The organism is Paenibacillus piri (assembly GCF_004354045.1).
Lineage (GTDB): Bacteria > Bacillota > Bacilli > Paenibacillales > NBRC-103111 > Paenibacillus_S > Paenibacillus_S piri.
Map to the genome: position 1 here is coordinate 1 of NZ_SMRT01000020.1, position 17,916 is coordinate 17,916.

Here is a 17,916-nt window from a genome sequence, read left to right on the forward strand (position 1 = left end):
TTCCCAAGCACCAACACAAACGCGCCCTCGTCTTAACGGCAAGAAAACTTGTGCGTCTGGTCGATGTGCTGCTACGCAACGACCAACTTTATACGCCACGGAGGAAGGTGAACAACGCGAAGGGATAACGCCTCCTTTGTCAAAGTCCTTCATGGATTCCCAGTAAAATTCTGGTAAAAAATCGGATTTTAGGCTGGGTCTGATTTGATGCGTCCATTTTTCCTGACTGATCTACTTTACGGCCAAGAAAATTTCCAATTCGATTGAATCAGGGACTTGACATCATACCGCTGGACTTTACAAGTATCCGTTCATCTGCCAGCCTTTCCAGTCAAAGTTTATCATTGCGTGAGTATGATTTCAAATGCAGGCGAATATGCCTCCTCTATGAAAAAGTTGCAGACGGAACGGGAACAACCGGACTTCACACACCTTACCGCACATATTTCCGGTAATCCCTGGGCGTCATACCTTCATGTGTTTTGAACAATTTCGTAAAATAGCTTTGGCTGCAAAAACCGGTCAGCTGCGCAATCTCGCCCGTCGACAGCTTTGAGGAAGCGAGCAGCTGCTTCGAGCGGGTCAGCCTGTACTTGTTGATATATTCGAGTACGGAATAGCCGGTAGACCGTTTGAACATCCGCGAAAAATAATACCGGCTCAAATGTACGGCATCGGCAATCTCCTCCAGCTTGACAGGAGACTGGTAATAATTTTCAATGTATCGGATCGCATCCCGTACCTCGCCGGGATAATCGGCATCGGCATGAGGCGACAGGACGGTATCGCGCTCCATCTTGGAAATGACCATTTCCGCCAAAATTCGGGTAATGAGTGCCGAAGCCGCTACCTCCATTCCGACGGGCCGCATCTGAAACAGCTCGTACAATTCGCGGAACATGGCGCAGACGGCTTGCGAATTTCTCGCCTGGGAGACAGACTGCTCCGCAGCGCCCAGCATGGCGAAATAATCAGCGGCCTGATTGCCGCCGAACCGGACCCAGAGCAGCTCCCACGGATCATCGGGATCGGCGTAATAATGATGCGGACCGTTCAGGTCGAGAAAAAACAGTTCATTCGCTCTCACCTTGTAGCTGCGGTCCTGTCCCATTACGTAGCCGGCGCCCCGAACGACATATTTAAGCTGATATGCATAGAAAAAGCTTCGGTTCACGGCATAGGTCGGGGAGCAGGCGAACCAGCCGACATCCTGGACGAAAAACAGGCAATTTTTGGCCGTCTCGCTTGGGGAGTGAGTGATGGTTTCATAAAAATACCGGTTTTCCGTCACGTTCGTCAACTCCATCGAATCGAGCAAGATTGTTATAAAAATAAGGCATGTTTACTCCAAAAGCTATGCTGCGGTTGCGATATACTTTCTTTATAATGATAGAAAGTATAGTTTTCAGCGGAGCTGAAGCTTTCAATCATTGCAAGAAAACCTACATTTAAATCGCGGTCGCTCATCCTTGAAAGGCCTCGATAAAGGTTTTCTTATAATGATAGAAAGTATAGTTTTCAGCGGAGCTGAAGCTTTCAATCATTGCAAGAAAACCTACATTTAAATCGCGGTCGCTCATCTTGGATAGGCCTCGATAAAGGTTTTCTTAATTATAGCATGTTTGGAAGTCCGGCGAATCAAGAAGCGTAGAGGACTGAATCGTTCCGGAACAGCGCACCGCCAGCGATTTGGCTGAACGAGCCGTCAGCGCAGCGGGTATGTATTCGCCAGGGCTTTTGGACACAATCCAGATAAGGAAAGGCGGTCTTCATGTTGAAGCAGCTTACTGCGGTATTGATAGGCGCGGGCGCCAGAGGCGCAAGAAGCTACGCGCCGTATGCGCTGGACTATCCGCATGAATTGAAGTTCGTCGCCGTTGCCGAGAAGGATGAGGCAAAACGGCGGCAATTTGCTCAAGCTCACGGCATAGCTGTCCAAGACTGCTACGAATCGTGGACGGAATTGCTGAATCAGCCGCAATTGGCGGATATCGCCGTTATTTGTACGCAGGACCGGATGCATTACGAGCCGACGCTTCAAGCGCTGGACCAAAAATATCACGTCCTGCTGGAAAAGCCGATGTCCCCCGACCCGTTGGAATGCATCCGGATGGAAGAGGCGGCAAGCAGGAACGGCCGGCTGCTTACCATTTGCCACGTGCTCCGGTATACGCCGTTATGGACGGCGATCAAACGGGTCATTGCCAGCGGCAGCATCGGCCGGATCGCCTCCATTCAGCTGAATGAAAATGTAGGCTACTGGCATATCGCGCACAGTTTTGTGCGGGGCAATTGGCGAAACGCCGAAGCGTCAAGCCCGATGATATTGGCCAAATCATGCCACGACATGGATGTTCTATGCTGGCTGATGGATCAGACCTGCAGCCGGATCAGCTCGTTCGGCTCGCTGATGCATTTCCATAAGGGCAATGCGCCGGACGGGGCGCCGGCTTACTGTATCGAGGGCTGCCCTGCCGAAGCGGACTGTCCGTATTATGCGCCGCGCTTTTACTTGGGGGAAGGGAAGAGCTGGGCGAAACACTTTACCCAAGAGCTTACGCGCGAGGCGATTGTTCAAGGCTTGAAGGATACGGATTACGGCCGCTGCGTATACCGGTGCGACAACAATGTGGTCGATCATCAGGTGGTCAATCTTGAATTCGCGGATGGGGCTACGGCAATGTTCAGCATGTGCGGCTTTACTCGGCACTCGGAGCGAAGAATTCAAATTATGGGCACGAAAGGCGAGCTGCGCGGCGAGGAGGACCGGATTGTATGGATGGATTTCCTGACGCATGAGGAGCATGAAATTAAAATTCCCGAACAGACGAGCGGACATGGGGGCGGCGACAGCGGTATTATGAAAAGCTTTTTGAACGAGGTGCGCGGTTACAGCGGCAAGGAAAGCTTGACCTCGGCGGCCGCATCCGTCAGAAGCCATTTGCTCGCATTCGCGGCCGAGGAATCGCGCCTGAACGGCGGCAAACCGATTGAGATCGACGCATTTTACCGGAAGCTGCTGCAGGGCTGACCTGTTGCCGGCCGAAAATGCTCTGCAGCGCCTGTTCCCGAATCAACGGCGATTGCGGAGCATTTTTTTGGCATGATAGCCGGAATTTGATCCGATATACATAAGAATAGTACCGGCTGCTCATCGCTGCGTACTGTACCAGTCGACCGCCTACGCACTACTTACGCGCCGTCGTGTTTATTCGATTACGACTTTATCGGGTTAAGACCCCCACCTCTAAGGTGGGCCTTGAATCAGGTGGGGTAGAGTCCCCATCTGATTCCCCGATGTTCAGCAAAGCTGAACGAGTTCACTCGAGTCGCTTGTCGCTTAAAAAGCTGCTGGGTGGGTAGCCCGTCATTTTTTTGAATACGCGGTTGAAGTAGGCCTGATCGCAGAAGCCGGTATAATCGGCGATTTCCCCGATCGACATGGAGGTGGAAAACATCAGCTCTTTCGATTTGTCAATCCGGACATGATGCAAATATTCGATGGGCGTTAATCCGGTTACCTCTTTGAAAATATTCGTAATATAGGTGGGCGTCCGCATAATATGCTCGGAAATATCGACCAGCTTGATCGGCTGCCGATAATGATCGACGATGTAGCTTTTGATCGCCTCGACCAGCCTCATTTTTTTCGACGGAATTTCCTCGTGGGTCAAATCGTGGTTCATGATGCCGAGCATTTCCAAAAGAATGGAAAAACAAAGCGCCGCCTGAAACGAGCTTTTCATCATCCAATGGTGGCACAGCAGGGAAAACCGCTGCTTGAAATAGTCCTCGCGGAGAATTCTGGTTTTGGCATAAGCCGGTTTTCCGAGAATAGGCAGCAATGCTTCCATTCCGCCGCTGCAGCTGAAATGCGTGGCGTACCTCTGATGTCCCTCCGAAGTTACGGATGCGCCTCCTCGAATCGAGCCGGCCGGAATCAGCAGCACATCTCCCCCTTCCAAGCGGACTGTCTCATCATTAACCCAGTAATCGATGCTGCCGTATGTAATGAAGACCAGGACATTATATTGGGATAAGGAATGCTCCATATGCCAATTATCTGAAAATGTATGCTGGTAGCATGAATGCAGCGTGAGCACAGCAACCCCCCCTAAATTTCCTGATTTCCCCGATCGAATTCAAAGCATCTTTTACCCAAGATATTCGGGATGCAACCGTTTTTTCCTCTTTCAGTTGAATAGAAATTATCCTGGGTTGAATAGAAAGCATAAGTTTTATGCTTTGCTTCGCACAACCTTGACAAACGTGCTCGTCCTATAAGGACGGCGAAGCCGTTTATCCTGGGTTAAATAGAAAGCATAAGTTTTATGCTTTGCTTCGCACAACCTTGGCAAACGCGCTCGTTCCCACGGGTAATCCTTGAATTGTCCAAAAGAACATTGATCTGTTAATGGTATTTGCCGGGGGTCCTTTTTACAATAGGGGTAGGCATTTCAACCAAATAAGGGAGATGGATGAGTATGCAGGCAGCGAATCGCGCGGAAATGCCGTGGTATCGGCGGACGTACCGCTGGGGACAGACAAATTTGACGGAGATGGATCCGGTATATTGCGAAATGGCGATGTGGAAAGAATACTGGCGGCGAACGCGTGTTCAGGGAATTATCGTTAATGCCGGGGGGATCGTGGCCTATTATCCGAGCTCTTTCGAGCTGCAGTACCGGGCCGAGGGCTTGGGCGAGCACGATTTGCTGGGCGAATTTGTCGCGGCGGCACGTGAAGAAGGGTTGGCCGTGTTGGCCAGAATGGATATAAACCGGGCGACGAAAGCATTTTACGAAGCGCATCCCGACTGGTTCGTCGTCAATGCCGAGGGTGTGCCGAGCACGGCGAACGGGCGGTACTTTTCCTGTATCAACAGCGGTTACTATAAGGAATACATTCCGGATGTGCTGCGGGAAATTATAACGCGATATCAGCCGGAAGGCTTTACCGATAACAGCTGGACAGGGGTATCCCGCCATACGATATGCCACTGCGTGAGCTGCAGGACGAAGTTTAAGACGGATAGCGGTTTCGAGCTGCCTGCGGCGGCGGATTGGAACGATCCCGTTTACCGGAAATGGATTAAATGGAGCTACAGCTGCCGAACGGAAAACTGGGATTTGTTTAACCGGGTGACACAGGCGGCGGGCGGACCCGATTGCCTGTGGCTCGGCATGATCAACGCGAATCCGGTAAAAACGCACAGCTCGTTCTGCGATTTGAAGGAGGTCGGCGAGCGTTTGCCGATCATGATGTGCGACCACCAGTCCAGGGACGAGCTGAACGGCTTCGAGCAGAACAGTCTGAACGGCAGCCTGCTGCATGGGCTCGCCGGCTGGGATGCGGTCATTCCCGAGAGCATGGCCAACTATATTCGCGGCGAGCGGAGCTTCCGGCTAGGCAGCAACCCGGCGAAGGAGACGCGGCTGTGGATGGTGGAAGGGATCGCCGGGGGCATCTCGCCATGGTTTCATCATATCGGGGCGGTTCACGAGGACCGGCGCCAGTTCAACAATGCGGTTCCGGTCATGCAGTGGCACGAACAGAATGACATGTATTTGTATAACCGGCAGCCTGTTGCGAATATCGGGGTCGTGTGGAGCCAGGACAATACCGAGTTTTACGGCCGTCACGACGCGAATGAGCGGGTCGCGCTTCCATGGCATGGAATAACCCGGGCATTGACCCGCAAGAGACTTCCGTTTGTACCGGTTCATGCCGATCATATCGCAAGGGATGCCGGCGGCCTCGATGTGTTAATTTTGCCCGACCTGGCGGTAATGACCGACTCGCAGTGCGAGGCGGTGCGCCAATTTGTGGAAGCGGGCGGCAGTCTGGTTTTTACCGGCGCCACCGCAACGCTTGACGAGTGGGGCGAGCCGCGCCAATCGTTTCCTCTCGAATCGGTTACAGGCATCCGGCATTTGAACGAGATCGCGGGGGCGGTCGGCAAGCAGCCGGCGGATTGGGCCTACTTTGATGCGCATAACTATTTCAGGCTGCCGGATGAAGGGCGGCATCCCGTATTGTACGGGTTTGAGGAAACGAACATTGTTCCGTTCGGCGGGCATATTCATCGTGTAGAACCGGCGGCGGGATCCGGGATGAAGGCGGTCGCTACGTATATCCCCGCATTTCCGATCTATCCGCCGGAATTCAGCTGGATGCGCGTGCCGCGAACTGATATCCCGGTGCTGCTGGCAGGGGAACATGCAGCGGGCGGACGCATTTGCTACTTTGCCGGTGATGTGGACCGCAGCTATGGCCGCACCCATCTGCCGGATTTGGGCGATCTGCTGGCCAATGCGGTGACATGGGCCGCCAACGGCCGTATTCTGCTTCGGGTCGAAGGGCCCGGCTATTTGGACTGCAAGCTGTACCGTCAGGAAGGGACATACATACTTCATTTGGTTAATCTAAGCGGAGCTAATCAAAGTCCCGGCTATGTGGAGGAGTATTTGCCGGTCGGGCCGATAACGGTATATGTCCGAACGGATGACCTGACTCCAGCGCAGGCGCGCTTGCTTGTAAGCGGTAAAGAACTGCAGCCCGAAGTGAAAGGAGGCTGGACTTCGATCCGGATTGAATCCGTGACCGATCATGAGTGTATCGTCTTGCAATAGAACGAATCATAAAATGCGGCTTCCGGCCGCGGAAGAAGCCCGTCGTAACGAAGCAGGACGGTGCAGGCGGGCTTCTTTCCACTTTTTTTAACAAATTGTTATGAAGCGCTTACATGCCTAAGGCGGGAAATCGTGTCTCCGGAATTTTGAAAAACGGCGAAAGCCGGAAACCTGCTATGGCGGCAAAACCTGAATAAGAGAGAAGCACTTCTACAGTTTTCCAACGCGTGCCAATCTCAAGCATGCCTTGGAAACTGCAAGGGGACGGTCTAACCCCGTTAGATGCGGCATTGATTCGGTCAAGGAAGGAACCTAACCTAAAATCGTATGAATATAGGGGGAGTTCTTTGTGATTTCGAAACGGCAATGGTCAAAAAAGTCAACTATTTGTACGGTCGCCGCCAGTTGTTTGCTGACCGCATTGGCGGGCGGCTGCTCCACTACCGGCGATGGCGGAAGTGCGGACAAAGGGGCTACCGGCGGCAAGCCTCTCGAGATTCAAATTTTCGGCGGTCTGTACAACGAGATGCCCGACATGAACAACCAGTTTTGGACGGAATATCAAAAACGGTTAAACGTCAAGCTGGACGCGAACTGGGTTCCGTCCGGAGACGTCATTACCAAGCTGGATCTCATTCTCGCTTCAGGCGATATTCCCGAGGTGATCGCATATCCGAATCAGGGGCTGACCGTTACGATGATCAACGCTATCCGCAGCGGGGCTTTCTGGGATTTGACGCCGTTCCTGGGCGATATGAGCCAATACCCGAACATTAAAAACAACACGCCGCCCAACTGGACGAAGTTCCTTTCTGTGGACGGCAAAATTTATGCATTGCCTCGGTCCAGATCGCTGATCGATAGTTCCATAAACATCCGCAAAGACTGGCTCGACAAGCTTGGTCTGGCGGTTCCGACGACGCTGGATGAGTACCGCAACGCCTTGAAGCAGATCGTAAACGGAGACCCGGACGGCAACGGCAAGAAGGATACGATGGGAATCGTCGGCACATCTGAAGGGGTGAGCACGTTCGAAGCGGCCTTTGGCGCCTTCACCCCTACCTACGACAGCGAAGGCGGGATGATCTGGCATGAGCTGACGAATCAATATACGGATTTGGTCGATTGGTTCAGACAGCTGTATCAGGACGGAAGCCTGCCGAAAGAATATATGACCATGAAGCGGACGCAAATGGAAGAAGCGATCGGCACCGGGCAAGCGGCGACGTACATCCGGAGCACGAGGTATCATTACGATTTTGAGGTACAGGCGAAAAAGGTGCAGCCCGAAGCGAAAATTATTGCTCTGCCTCCGCTGAAGGGGCCGGGAGGCTATGCCGCCGATTTATCGACCGGTGTGAACGGCGGTATTTTCATCTCGAAAAAGGTGCCAGAGGCGAAGCTCAAGCAAATGCTTCAATACTTTGAAGCGACGGCCTCGCAAGAGCTGACGGATTTTGGCTACAGCGGGATCGAGGGCGTACACTACAAGGTCGTTAACGGTGAAAAGGTACCGACCGAGCTATCCTTGAAGGAGGTTAACACAACGAGCCTCGGGGCGGCGGTGCTGGCCTATGTGAAATGGGGCAAGGTCGATAATCCGGGCGCTCCCAAAGAATACAACGAAGAAAAAAGAAAACAGGTAGCCGATTATGAAAAGCTCGGCGTGTATAACATTTTCACATGGCTTATTTCGGATACATGGGTCAAAACATGGCCGAAGTATACGAACGAATGGAAGTCGATGATGACGAAAGCGATCGTCGGGCAAATTTCGATGGATGAATATAAAGCCTATGTAGCCAAGCTGAACAATATGCCGGATATCAAACAAGCGTACAAAGAGTTTGCCAAAGCATACAGCTATTACAAATAAAAACGAAAAACGGAGGTAGATAGTATGGATGCAGCATGCTTGCAATACGGATTGACCGAGGAAGAACGCCGTACTTTTAACGAAACGGGCTATTTGATCGTCGAAAATGCGCTCGCACCCGAGCAGGTTGCGGCAATGACCCGGGAGGTCGACCGCATCTACGAGCAAAAACTAAACGAGGGCCACGACGCGAGTAAAGCGATGTTTTACACGGATTTCATCAAGGATCATCCGCTGTTTCTCGATCTCGTCGATTACGGAAAAATTTTGCCGAAGGTATGGGGAATTTTGGGCTGGAACATTTATATGTACCATACGCACATGATCGTCACGCCGCCGTCCGGCCAGGCCAAAAGCGATAAGTCGTTCGGATGGCATCAAGACAGCGGCAGAGCGAACCGCGAGATGGAATCTCCGCGCCCGCGCCTCTCGTTAAAAGTCGCTTATTTCTTGTCGGATCTGTCCGTACCGGACAGGGGCAATTTCTGGATCGTGCCGAACAGCCATCTGCAAGATACGATGCCGCTTTCCGCCGACGGTCAAGGTCAACCCGCAGGGGCGATCCCGGTCTGCGTCAAGCCCGGTACGGCCGTATTTTTCGACCGCCGGCTGTGGCATGCCGCCAGCCCGAACTGGTCGGACGTGACGCGCAAGGTGGTGTTCTATGGCTACGGCTATCGCTGGATACGCCGCAAGGACGACATGACAATGGTCGACCGTCTGCTGGAGCAAGCCGGGCCGATTCGCCGCCAAATGCTGGGTGACGGAACGAGCTGCAACGGCTACTACACCCCGACGGACGAGGATGTTCCATTGAGAGAATGGCTGAAGGAGCAAGGCTTGCCGGTGTAATCCTGGATTAACGGCAAGATGGCCCGAGAATGGCGCCGGAGCGAAGAAAGCTGTAAGCTGTTTGAGTAACCCCGCATCCTTCACTCCATACGCATTGCCGCATGAGCCGCAACAACCAAGCCTGGCGGAAAACCTTCCGCCGGGTTTTTCGTGCCCTTTAAGGTTTAAACGTCTGCACAAACCAATTGACGCCCAGAGGGCATGGGTCAAGGTTGTCGGGTTAAGTATTTTTTCAGAATGAACCAACCGGCGAGTAGACAACCCGCTCCGATAAGCAAAAACTTGGTATACTGCTCGACCAGATTGAAAACATACTGCCATTGCTCTCCGAATATATAGCCTATGCCGAAAAAGAAAAGCACCCATAAACCGGCGCCCGTGTAGGCATAGATTATTACGTTACGAAACGGAACGCGGATGATTCCGATGAAATATCCGATGAACTGTCTGATTCCGGGGACAAAGAAAATGAGCAGAAGCAGCTTGTCTCCATATTTGTCGTAATAACGCTTTGTTTTTTCGACTACAGTCGGCTTTAACAGGATGTATCTCCCGTACCGTTCAATCAGCGGCGTTCCCAGCCTATAGCCGAGGTAGTAAGTAACGGTTACTCCGATCATCGCCCCTGCCATCGCCAACATAATAGACGGTAACGTATCTAGCACACCTTGATAAGCCAAATAACCGGTATAGGTTAATGTGCTGTTTCCGGGAGGAATCGGCAAAGCGATAAAATCCAAAGGCAACCCGAGCAGCAGCACAAAGTATCCGTAATGTGCAAAAAGCTGTTCAACCACCTCTATCAGGTTCATATAAAGACCCCCGTAATCTGTGATTTTAAGCGCACTTGCTGTATAAGAAGAGTGGCGGAACCGCTGTCATGCAATGCCGCGCCTCGCGATGAATGCTGCTCGCGGTGCGAAACGTCATCCAGGTTTCTTTAGGCTGAAAAATAATTCGTCATTGCAACAACCAGCAAAGCGGTTCCGGCCCCGATGACTCCGCCGGCTATACAATCGGTCGGGTAGTGGTATCCCCAATAAACGCGGGAAAAGCCGACCAGTCCGGCAAGGGCAAGCAGGAACATAGCGATTCCGGGCGCCGCCGGGAACAGAAAAGGGATGACGAGTGCAAAGGCGGCAGTTGTATGACCGGATGGAAACGAGTAATCCTTAAGCGGAAACCTGCCCACTCTCGCATGCTTCATGATGTGAAACGGGCGGATTCTCCGCATCTTTCTTTTGATGATCACGGCAATGAAATGACTGATCGTCAACGCGGCCAAACTTTGCACGCCAACAGGTCTCCAATGATCCGGAGCAAGCCAAGCGGCCAATACGGCGCATACAATCGTAAATGTTGCGCCGCCCATATGTGTAATGATACCGAATAACCTGTCCAGTACAGAATTGCTTATCCTTTGATTGCACCAGACAAACAAGCTATGATCGACCTTCTTCAACCATTGCATGATTATCTTCCTCCATACGATTGCTTTTACGGTCGGTTGGCTTTTCCTCTAATTGGGCAACGGTCTGTTTAAGTTGCTTCCGATTTCGGATCCGGCGGACCAGCAGCCAGACTGCGGTGATGACGACGCCGGCTACCAGCAGTGTGATGCCAAGAGCCCGGTCAACCATATGTTCCGCCGCGCGTCCGTACATGTAGAATAAAATGCCTACAAGGTAAAATTTTACCGCTCGTCCGATGGCGGCATAGCCAAGCAGCTTCCATAACGGATAGTTCATGCATCCGGACATGATCGTGAATAGCTTGAACGGAATCGGAGTGAAAGATCCGATTAGGATGGCGCTCTCTCCGTGCCGCTGGAACAGCGAGGTGGCGGAATCCAGCCACTTCTTCTTCATGAATTTGCCGAGGACGAGATTTCCTGATGTTTTGCCGATGGCGTAGCCGATTGGCGTCCCGGCCAAACAACCGATGTAGCCAAGCGTAGCCAGCCAAATGGCGTTTTCGGGATTTAGAGCGCTCAAGGATACTTGTAGAAAAAAAGCTGGGATCGGGAAAATAATTGCATCAATCATGGCGTGAATAAATAATCCTGCTGAACCAAAGCTGCGTAAAAACTCCATTACTGCATCCATCAAACCGCTTGCCTCCTCCATAGTTCCGCCCCGTTTCGTTCACGGCTCAGCCTCTCTCCGTCAAGCAGCGGGTAGTCGAAGAGATAACCTTCGTACAACGTTTCAAATGCAGGGTGACGACGAATATCTTCCGGTGTTACCAGTGAGGACGGCCGGTCCCATAAAGAAAGTCCGGTGCTGCGCAATGCCTCCGCCACGAATTGGGAGCAGAAATAAGCATTTTTCTGTTCTATATCGAGATTCACTAGCACGCCTAACAACCCGATCAGGTTATACCGGTAAGCTTGCTGGTCATTCTGAAAAGATTGAATGATCCGAACCGCATTAGTGCGCTGCCGCTTCGAAACGTGCAAACGGAGAAGCTGGCAGCGGGTGCCGGGAAAATGCCGGAACGTGCCTTCGTATACATCTTCTTGGACAAAGCCTGCCGACCAAGGATTCGTCGCCTGCTTGCGGCCGAAGCTGAACAATTCGTTCAGTTCCGCGTCGAGCGCCAGAGAAGCGTGGTTGTAAGGAGCGGCTGTAAACTGTTTGATCAGCTTTGTGAACAAGGTGCCGGTATCGGTCAGCAGCACGTAGATGCTGTTCTCCGAATTTTGGTTTTTTATATATTCAATCATTTCGCTCACCTCATGATATTTGGTTGAATAATTCAGTCAATATATACCGATTTCTTAGCGTCCGCGCACCTGCACTTCCAGTTTCAGCCGGTTTCCCGTTGATTTCGTCCGGTACAAAACTGATTACACCAATTAATTTAACAGAAATGTGCAATATACTTACACTGTCCATGGTTTAGTTTTATACTGGACCTTGGTCTTGGTAGTGATTGCGAAACTATCCCGAACATAGAAGAAAAACGCCTTACGGCGTCCTTGGTGTAGGGTATACGTTTGTGTGCTTGCATTCGCATTCATGTCATCATCCGCTGATAAGGCGAGGCGATCGTTTGAGCGATATTTTGAATGGCCGGATCGGATTGGATGGAGGCGGAGTATACCATGTGGATGTGCCGGATCGGAAAGCGGGGACCGAGTTTCAGCAGCTGAAACGGAAACGGAGCATGGGATTCCAGCTGTAAAATATAGGAGGCAGGCAGCAGACTGTAGCCCATTCCGTTCGATACCATGCTCAGCAGCGCCCCAAGATCGTTAACCTCTTGAATGTCCCGAGGAAGATCGCCCCACAGGCTCGTCAAGATCGTATCCGCCAGCTTGCGCAGTGAAAACCGGGAATCGAACAATATAAACGGCTTGTGCAGCAGTCCTGCATTAGTAAAGCTTTCGCCGATCGTTTCGTCTTGTTTCGGCCCGAGTAAAAGCATTTCATCCTTAAAGATCGGAACCGAGATCAGCTCGGGCCGATTTTCCGTATGTGGCACAATCCCGATATCGATAGCTCCAACAGCTGCCAAATCGAGAATATAGTCGGTGAACTCCGAAATAATGTTACAGCGGAGCATCGGATAATTACGGTTCATTTCAAGTAAAATCGGCGTAACGAAGGAGGCGCATAACGGTCTGGAAATACCGATCGTCAATTTCCCGGGCTTTCTTTCTCCAGACGTATCGTCCGTGCTTTCTTCCCCTTCATAATGCTGGCCGAGCTTTTGCAGCAGCGTGATGCTTTCGTTCATTTCCTGCTTAATTTTGATCGCGCGTATTAGAAATAAGGCACCGAGCCGGTTTAATTCGATACCTTTCCAGTTTCGCTCCAGTAAATATACACCCAGCTCCTGCTCCAGCCTTTTTAACCTTGCAGTTAGCGTCGGTTGGGAAACATGAAGGATTTGTGACGCTTTGGAAATGCTCTTTTCCCGGGCTACCGTTATAAAAGCATGCAAATCGAACCAGTCCACTTCGCTTCACCCTCACTTTGCTATAACGTGCTTATGTCCATCTTATAATATGTTAGATAACCTAACAACATGATTCGAAAAAATGAAGCTTTTGATCTACGATTCACCTGTTTAACGACAAAATGGAACAAAATACTACGAAAAAAACCGATATAGAAATTTCCTATTACCTTTTTGCTGATTCGGGATGATAAAATATGTTACGTAATATGACATAAAAAGAAAAGGAGATGGAAGTTGTGGAGCTCATGCGAAAATCGATTCAACAATTGGCCCCTCTCATTCGAAAAAAAGAAATATCTCCTGTTGAATTGGTAAAACAATGTTTGCAAAGAATCGAGGAAACGGAACCGTCGATCAATGCCTATATTACGGTTATGGGAGACAAAGCGATGGACGATGCGGCGATAGCGGAGCAGGAAATTATGAATGGCGGTTACAAAGGCGCGCTTCACGGCATCCCTTACTCGGCCAAAGATTTGTTTGCGACCAGAGGAGTGAAGACGACCGCCGGCTCCCGTATATTAGCCGACTATGTCCCCGAATACGATGCGACGGCAGTACGGCGGTTGGCCGATGCCGGCGCTATTCTGGTCGGCAAAAACAATCTGCATGAATTCGCGTTCGGGGGAACCAACGAAAACGAGCATTTCGGACCGACTCGAAATCCTTGGAACCTGAACATGATACCCGGCGGATCGAGCGGCGGTTCCGGCGCGTCGGTAGCTGCATCGAGCTCTATCTTCTCGCTCGGCACCGATACGGGCGGATCGATCCGAATGCCGGCGGCCCTCTGCGGCGTCGTGGGCATCAAAGCCACCTATGGCAGGGTGAGCCGTCGCGGCGTGCTTCCGTTAAGCTCCTCGCTTGACCATGCCGGACCGTTAACGAAATCGGCCTGGGACGCGGCGGCCGTGCTCCAGGTCATTGCCGGCCGCGATCCGAATGATGCTTCTTCTTCGGATCGGGAGGTGCCGGATTACTTGGACGCGCTGAGCGAGACCGATACATTCCCGATGAAGGGGACAACGATCGGTATTTGTAAAGAGTATTATTTCGACGGGCTGGATGCCGATATCGAGCAGGCGATCCGGCAGTCGATAAGGCTGTTCGAAGAGCTGGGCGCCACGATTGTCGAGGTGAGCGTACCGTCATTGGCCGAAACGGTCCGACTGCAAGGACTCATTACGGTAGCGGAAGCCTATGCATATCATTCGGGCTATTTGAAGGAACGCCACGCCGAGTACGGCTCCAACATCCGTACAAGGCTCGAAATGGGACAGTATATACCGGCATGGGCATATGTGGAAGCCCAGCGCCTGCGGCAGCAGTATAAGAGAGAGTGGGCAGCCGTTTACAAGCGGATCGACCTTATGCTCGCACCGACGACGGCGATCCCGGCATTTGCGATTGGAGGCGAGACGATAACCCTTGGAGGCAAGGACGTGAATCCGCGGGATCTTGGCGTGTTGGGCAGAACGTCTCCCGGCAATTTCAACGGCTATCCTTCCATCTCCGTTCCATGCGGATTTACGTCGGCCGGTCTGCCGATCGGTTTGCAAATACAAGGCCGTCCGTTCGAGGAAGCGGCGGTGCTGCAAGCGGCGCATGTGTATGAGCAGGCGAGTATTCAGGCGGCGACAAGCAAGCTGGCAGTTTGATTGAATTGTAACATGGAGCAAGCACAAATGAAGAAAGGCGGGAGAGGAGCATGACCGACGTATTGAAAATCGAGAACCTGGTTACGGAGTTTGCCGCCAAGCAGGGGATGGTTGCGGCCGTCCGGGGCGTCTCGCTGAATGTGAAAAAAGGAAAAACGCTGGTCGTCTTAGGCGAGTCCGGCTCCGGAAAGAGCGTGATGCTGCGCTCGATTTTGCGGATCACGCCTCCCGGCGCCCGGCTTAGCGGGTCGATCCGGTTTAACGATGACGAGCTTCTGCAGAGCACGCAAAAGGAGATTCAGGCGATCCGGGGCAACAGAATTGCGATGATTTTCCAGGATTCGCTATCTGCGCTCGATCCTTTATACCGGGTTGGCGCACAGATTGAAGAAACGATACGGACGCATCAGAAGCTTCCGCGCAGCTCGGCTCGAAACCAGGTGGTCGAGCTTTTCGAGAAGGTCGGCATCCCTTCCCCCAAGGAGCGGTCGCGGGTATTTCCGCATGAGATGAGCGGCGGCATGAGACAGCGGGCGGTGATTGCCATGGCGCTGGCCTGCAAGCCTGATATTTTGCTGGCGGATGAGCCGACGACGGCATTGGATGTGACAATCCAGGCGCAAATTTTGAATTTGTTCAAGAAGATTCAGGCGGAATTCGGGATGTCGATTATTATGGTCACCCATGATATCGGTGTGGCCGCTGAAATGGCGGATGAAATTGCCGTCATGTACGCAGGGAAAATTGTGGAACACGGAGCGGCGGATCAAGTGTTATCGAATCCGGCGCATCCGTATACGAAAGGCTTGATGGCGGCAACACCGCGAAAAGGCCAGCGCGGCCGGTTGATGACGATTCCCGGGCAGCCTCCGCTCATCACGAAGATGCCGGCCGGCTGCGCCTTCGCCGAACGATGCCCTGAAGCGCATGCCTCCTGCAGCGATGGCACACCGGATCTCGTAGCCCTCCGGCAAGGGCACCAGGCTGCCTGCATTCATATGGAGCAGGGCGGCCGGACCGCCGTCCAAGCCGCTCAGCGAAAGTACGCCGGCACTCTCTGAACGTCCGGGTTGCCTGGGAGCTGCGCAGCCGTAAAACTCCGATTGCAATGGGCTCCTGTATGGCTGAACGGAGGCCGTCTGGCGGTTAGAGGTCGGAGCCAAGTGCCAGCGCCGGCGTTTCTCCGGACGATTCCGACCTCCGGCTGCATTTTCCCGATTTGAACGATGGCTGCTTGTACAACCGATCGGCAAAACAAACGATAAAAGGAGGTCGCATTCCATGCATCCCCGGACAAGCGGCGGCAATACTAACCGTTACATCAGTTTACTCATCGTTCTCATGCTTCTTTTGACAGCCTGCAGCAAAGCGAATACGACTTCGTCGGGCAAAACGAGCCAGCTCGTTATCGCCATGTCCGCTTCCAACATCCCGCTCCCCGACACGTCTCCGACCGAAGGCTTTGAAGGCTGGAGGTTCGTCGGATTTCAGCTGTATGACGGATTGACCAAGTGGAATCTGAAGCAGGGAGACAAACCTGCCGATGTAGGCCCGGGACTAGCCGAATCGTGGGAAGTTTCCAAAGAAGATCCGACGATCTGGACGTTCCATTTGCGTCAGGGCGTCACCTTCCACGACGGAACGCCGTTCAACGCGGATGCGGTCATTTACCAGCTTGACCGGGTGAAGAAGCAGGACTCGCCGCAATATAACGCACAGGCAGCCGCAGGCATCATCACCTATTTGAAGTATATCGATTCCTATAAAAAAGTGGACGATGCGACCATACAGATCAAAACGAAGGAACCTTACAGCTTCCTTCTGTACGACCTGGCCTTCATCGTATTTCCAAGTCCGCAATCCGTTAAAAAAAGCGGCGCCGATTATGCCAACCATCCTGTCGGAACCGGCCCGTTTCAATTCGTCAGTCTGAAGCAGGGGCAGGAGATGATTATGGAAAAGAACGACAAGTATTGGGGCGGCGCACCGAAGGTGGATCAAATCGTGCTGCGGCCGGTTCCGGATTCTTCTGCCCGCTTGGCGGCGCTGCAGTCCGGACAGGTGAACTGGGCGGAAATTCCTCCGCCGGAATCCGTCCATCAGCTTAAATCCGCCGGCTTCCAGGTACTACTCAACGATTATCCGCATATATGGCCTTACGTACTCAATGTGAAGGAAGGGCCGTGGGCCGATAAACGGGTTCGCCAGGCGGCCAACTATGCGATGGACCGCGACGGGCTGTCCCAATCGCTATTGAACGGCGTGGCCAAACCGGCATCACAGGTTTTGTATCCGGGTCATGCCTGGTATAACGATAAAGCGGTCAAATATACGTATGATCCGGAGAAAGCGAAGAAGCTGCTGGCCGAGGCGGGCTACCCGAACGGCTTCCAGACGACCTTCATCGTACCGACCAGCGGTTCGGGCAATATGTGGCCGCTGCCGATGAACGAGTTCATACAAAAAAATTTGAAGGCCGTCGGCATCGATGTGAAAATCGACGCGATCGAGTGGCAGACGCTGCTGACCCAAATCCGTAAAGGTTTTCCGGACGCGAAAACGGGGGCGTATAATATTTCGCTTGCCCCGGTCGCTCCATCGACGTTCGAACGTTTCTTTGCGACCAGTTCCTTCCTGCCGAACGGAAGCAACTACGGGCAATACTCGAATCCGAAGCTCGACGATTTGTTGGGCAAGGCGCGCCAGTCGTTTACGGAATCGGAAAGAGATGCGTATTTGAAAGAAGCGGGTGGTCTGCTGGCCGATGATTCGCCTTGGCTGTACGTCGTCTATGATTTGAATTTGCGCGTGCTCTCCCCGAATGTCAAAGGGTTCGTGCAGCCGCAATCCTGGTTCGCCGATTTAACGACCATCCATCTCGAGTAAGCGTATGCTTACGAAGCCAGTTTTGCTATGCAAAACTTAGCGTATG

General features: G+C 52.4%; 14 protein-coding genes. 7 read left to right on the forward strand and 7 right to left on the reverse strand.

Annotated elements, in window-relative coordinates:
- Positions 1-433: 433 nt before the first annotated feature.
- Positions 434-1,291 (reverse strand): AraC family transcriptional regulator, encoded by an 858-nt coding sequence (locus E1757_RS29345; RefSeq protein ID WP_165972341.1) that lies wholly within the window; start codon positions 1,289-1,291, stop codon positions 434-436.
- A gap of 483 nt (positions 1,292-1,774) precedes the next feature.
- On the opposite strand from E1757_RS29345, the gene E1757_RS29350 reads away from it, so the two are divergent.
- Positions 1,775-3,031, forward strand: coding sequence for a Gfo/Idh/MocA family protein (locus E1757_RS29350; protein WP_133235203.1), 1,257 nt, complete (start codon positions 1,775-1,777; stop codon positions 3,029-3,031).
- A 289-nt stretch (positions 3,032-3,320) separates the two neighbouring features.
- Here the strand turns inward: E1757_RS29350 and E1757_RS29355 are convergent, their stop codons facing one another.
- Positions 3,321-4,103, reverse strand: coding sequence for a helix-turn-helix domain-containing protein (locus E1757_RS29355; RefSeq protein WP_133234979.1), 783 nt, complete (start codon positions 4,101-4,103; stop codon positions 3,321-3,323).
- Positions 4,104-4,484: 381 nt separating this feature from the next.
- Between E1757_RS29355 and E1757_RS29360 the strand changes: the two genes are divergently transcribed.
- The 3 genes from E1757_RS29360 to E1757_RS29370 all read left to right on the forward strand — a co-directional run bounded on the left by E1757_RS29360 (position 4,485) and on the right by E1757_RS29370 (position 9,360).
- Positions 4,485-6,632, forward strand: a complete 2,148-nt coding sequence (locus E1757_RS29360; protein ID WP_165972342.1) for an alpha-amylase family protein — start codon at positions 4,485-4,487, stop codon at positions 6,630-6,632.
- 349 nt (positions 6,633-6,981) lie between these two features.
- A complete protein-coding gene (locus E1757_RS29365) occupies positions 6,982-8,508 on the forward strand; it encodes a type 2 periplasmic-binding domain-containing protein (protein WP_246079630.1) in 1,527 nt (508 codons plus the stop codon).
- A gap of 24 nt (positions 8,509-8,532) precedes the next feature.
- On the forward strand, positions 8,533-9,360 hold the full coding sequence (locus tag E1757_RS29370; protein WP_133234983.1) for a phytanoyl-CoA dioxygenase family protein: 828 nt from the start codon (positions 8,533-8,535) through the stop codon (positions 9,358-9,360).
- Positions 9,361-9,566: 206 nt separating this feature from the next.
- On the opposite strand, the gene E1757_RS29375 is transcribed toward E1757_RS29370, so the two are convergent.
- The 5 genes from E1757_RS29375 to E1757_RS29395 all read right to left on the reverse strand — a co-directional run bounded on the left by E1757_RS29375 (position 9,567) and on the right by E1757_RS29395 (position 13,323).
- Entirely contained in the window at positions 9,567-10,172 is a 606-nt protein-coding gene (locus E1757_RS29375) for a DedA family protein (protein ID WP_133234985.1), read from the reverse strand.
- Positions 10,173-10,300: 128 nt separating this feature from the next.
- Complete coding sequence (locus E1757_RS29380) at positions 10,301-10,831, reverse strand: phosphatase PAP2 family protein (RefSeq protein ID WP_181956704.1); 531 nt, start codon at positions 10,829-10,831, stop codon at positions 10,301-10,303.
- Positions 10,803-11,453 carry a YqaA family protein gene (locus tag E1757_RS29385; protein WP_133235207.1) on the reverse strand — a complete coding sequence of 217 codons (651 nt, stop codon included), beginning with the start codon at positions 11,451-11,453 and terminating at the stop codon, positions 10,803-10,805. The genes E1757_RS29380 and E1757_RS29385 overlap by 29 nt, the downstream gene beginning before the upstream one ends.
- An 11-nt stretch (positions 11,454-11,464) precedes the next feature.
- Positions 11,465-12,085, reverse strand: coding sequence for a C40 family peptidase (locus E1757_RS29390; RefSeq protein WP_133234989.1), 621 nt, complete (start codon positions 12,083-12,085; stop codon positions 11,465-11,467).
- A 293-nt stretch (positions 12,086-12,378) separates the two neighbouring features.
- On the reverse strand, positions 12,379-13,323 hold the full coding sequence (locus E1757_RS29395; protein WP_133234991.1) for a LysR family transcriptional regulator: 945 nt from the start codon (positions 13,321-13,323) through the stop codon (positions 12,379-12,381).
- A 248-nt stretch (positions 13,324-13,571) separates the two neighbouring features.
- Between E1757_RS29395 and E1757_RS29400 the strand changes: the two genes are divergently transcribed.
- The 3 genes from E1757_RS29400 (at position 13,572) to E1757_RS29410 (ending at position 17,870) form a co-directional block, all read left to right on the forward strand.
- Positions 13,572-14,984, forward strand: coding sequence for an amidase (locus tag E1757_RS29400; protein ID WP_246079640.1), 1,413 nt, complete (start codon positions 13,572-13,574; stop codon positions 14,982-14,984).
- Between the two features lie 50 nt (positions 14,985-15,034).
- Positions 15,035-16,045 carry an ABC transporter ATP-binding protein gene (locus tag E1757_RS29405; RefSeq protein ID WP_133234995.1) on the forward strand — a complete coding sequence of 337 codons (1,011 nt, stop codon included), beginning with the start codon at positions 15,035-15,037 and terminating at the stop codon, positions 16,043-16,045.
- A 220-nt stretch (positions 16,046-16,265) separates the two neighbouring features.
- A complete protein-coding gene (locus tag E1757_RS29410) occupies positions 16,266-17,870 on the forward strand; it encodes an ABC transporter substrate-binding protein (RefSeq protein WP_133234997.1) in 1,605 nt (534 codons plus the stop codon).
- The last annotated feature ends 46 nt before the right edge of the window (positions 17,871-17,916 follow it).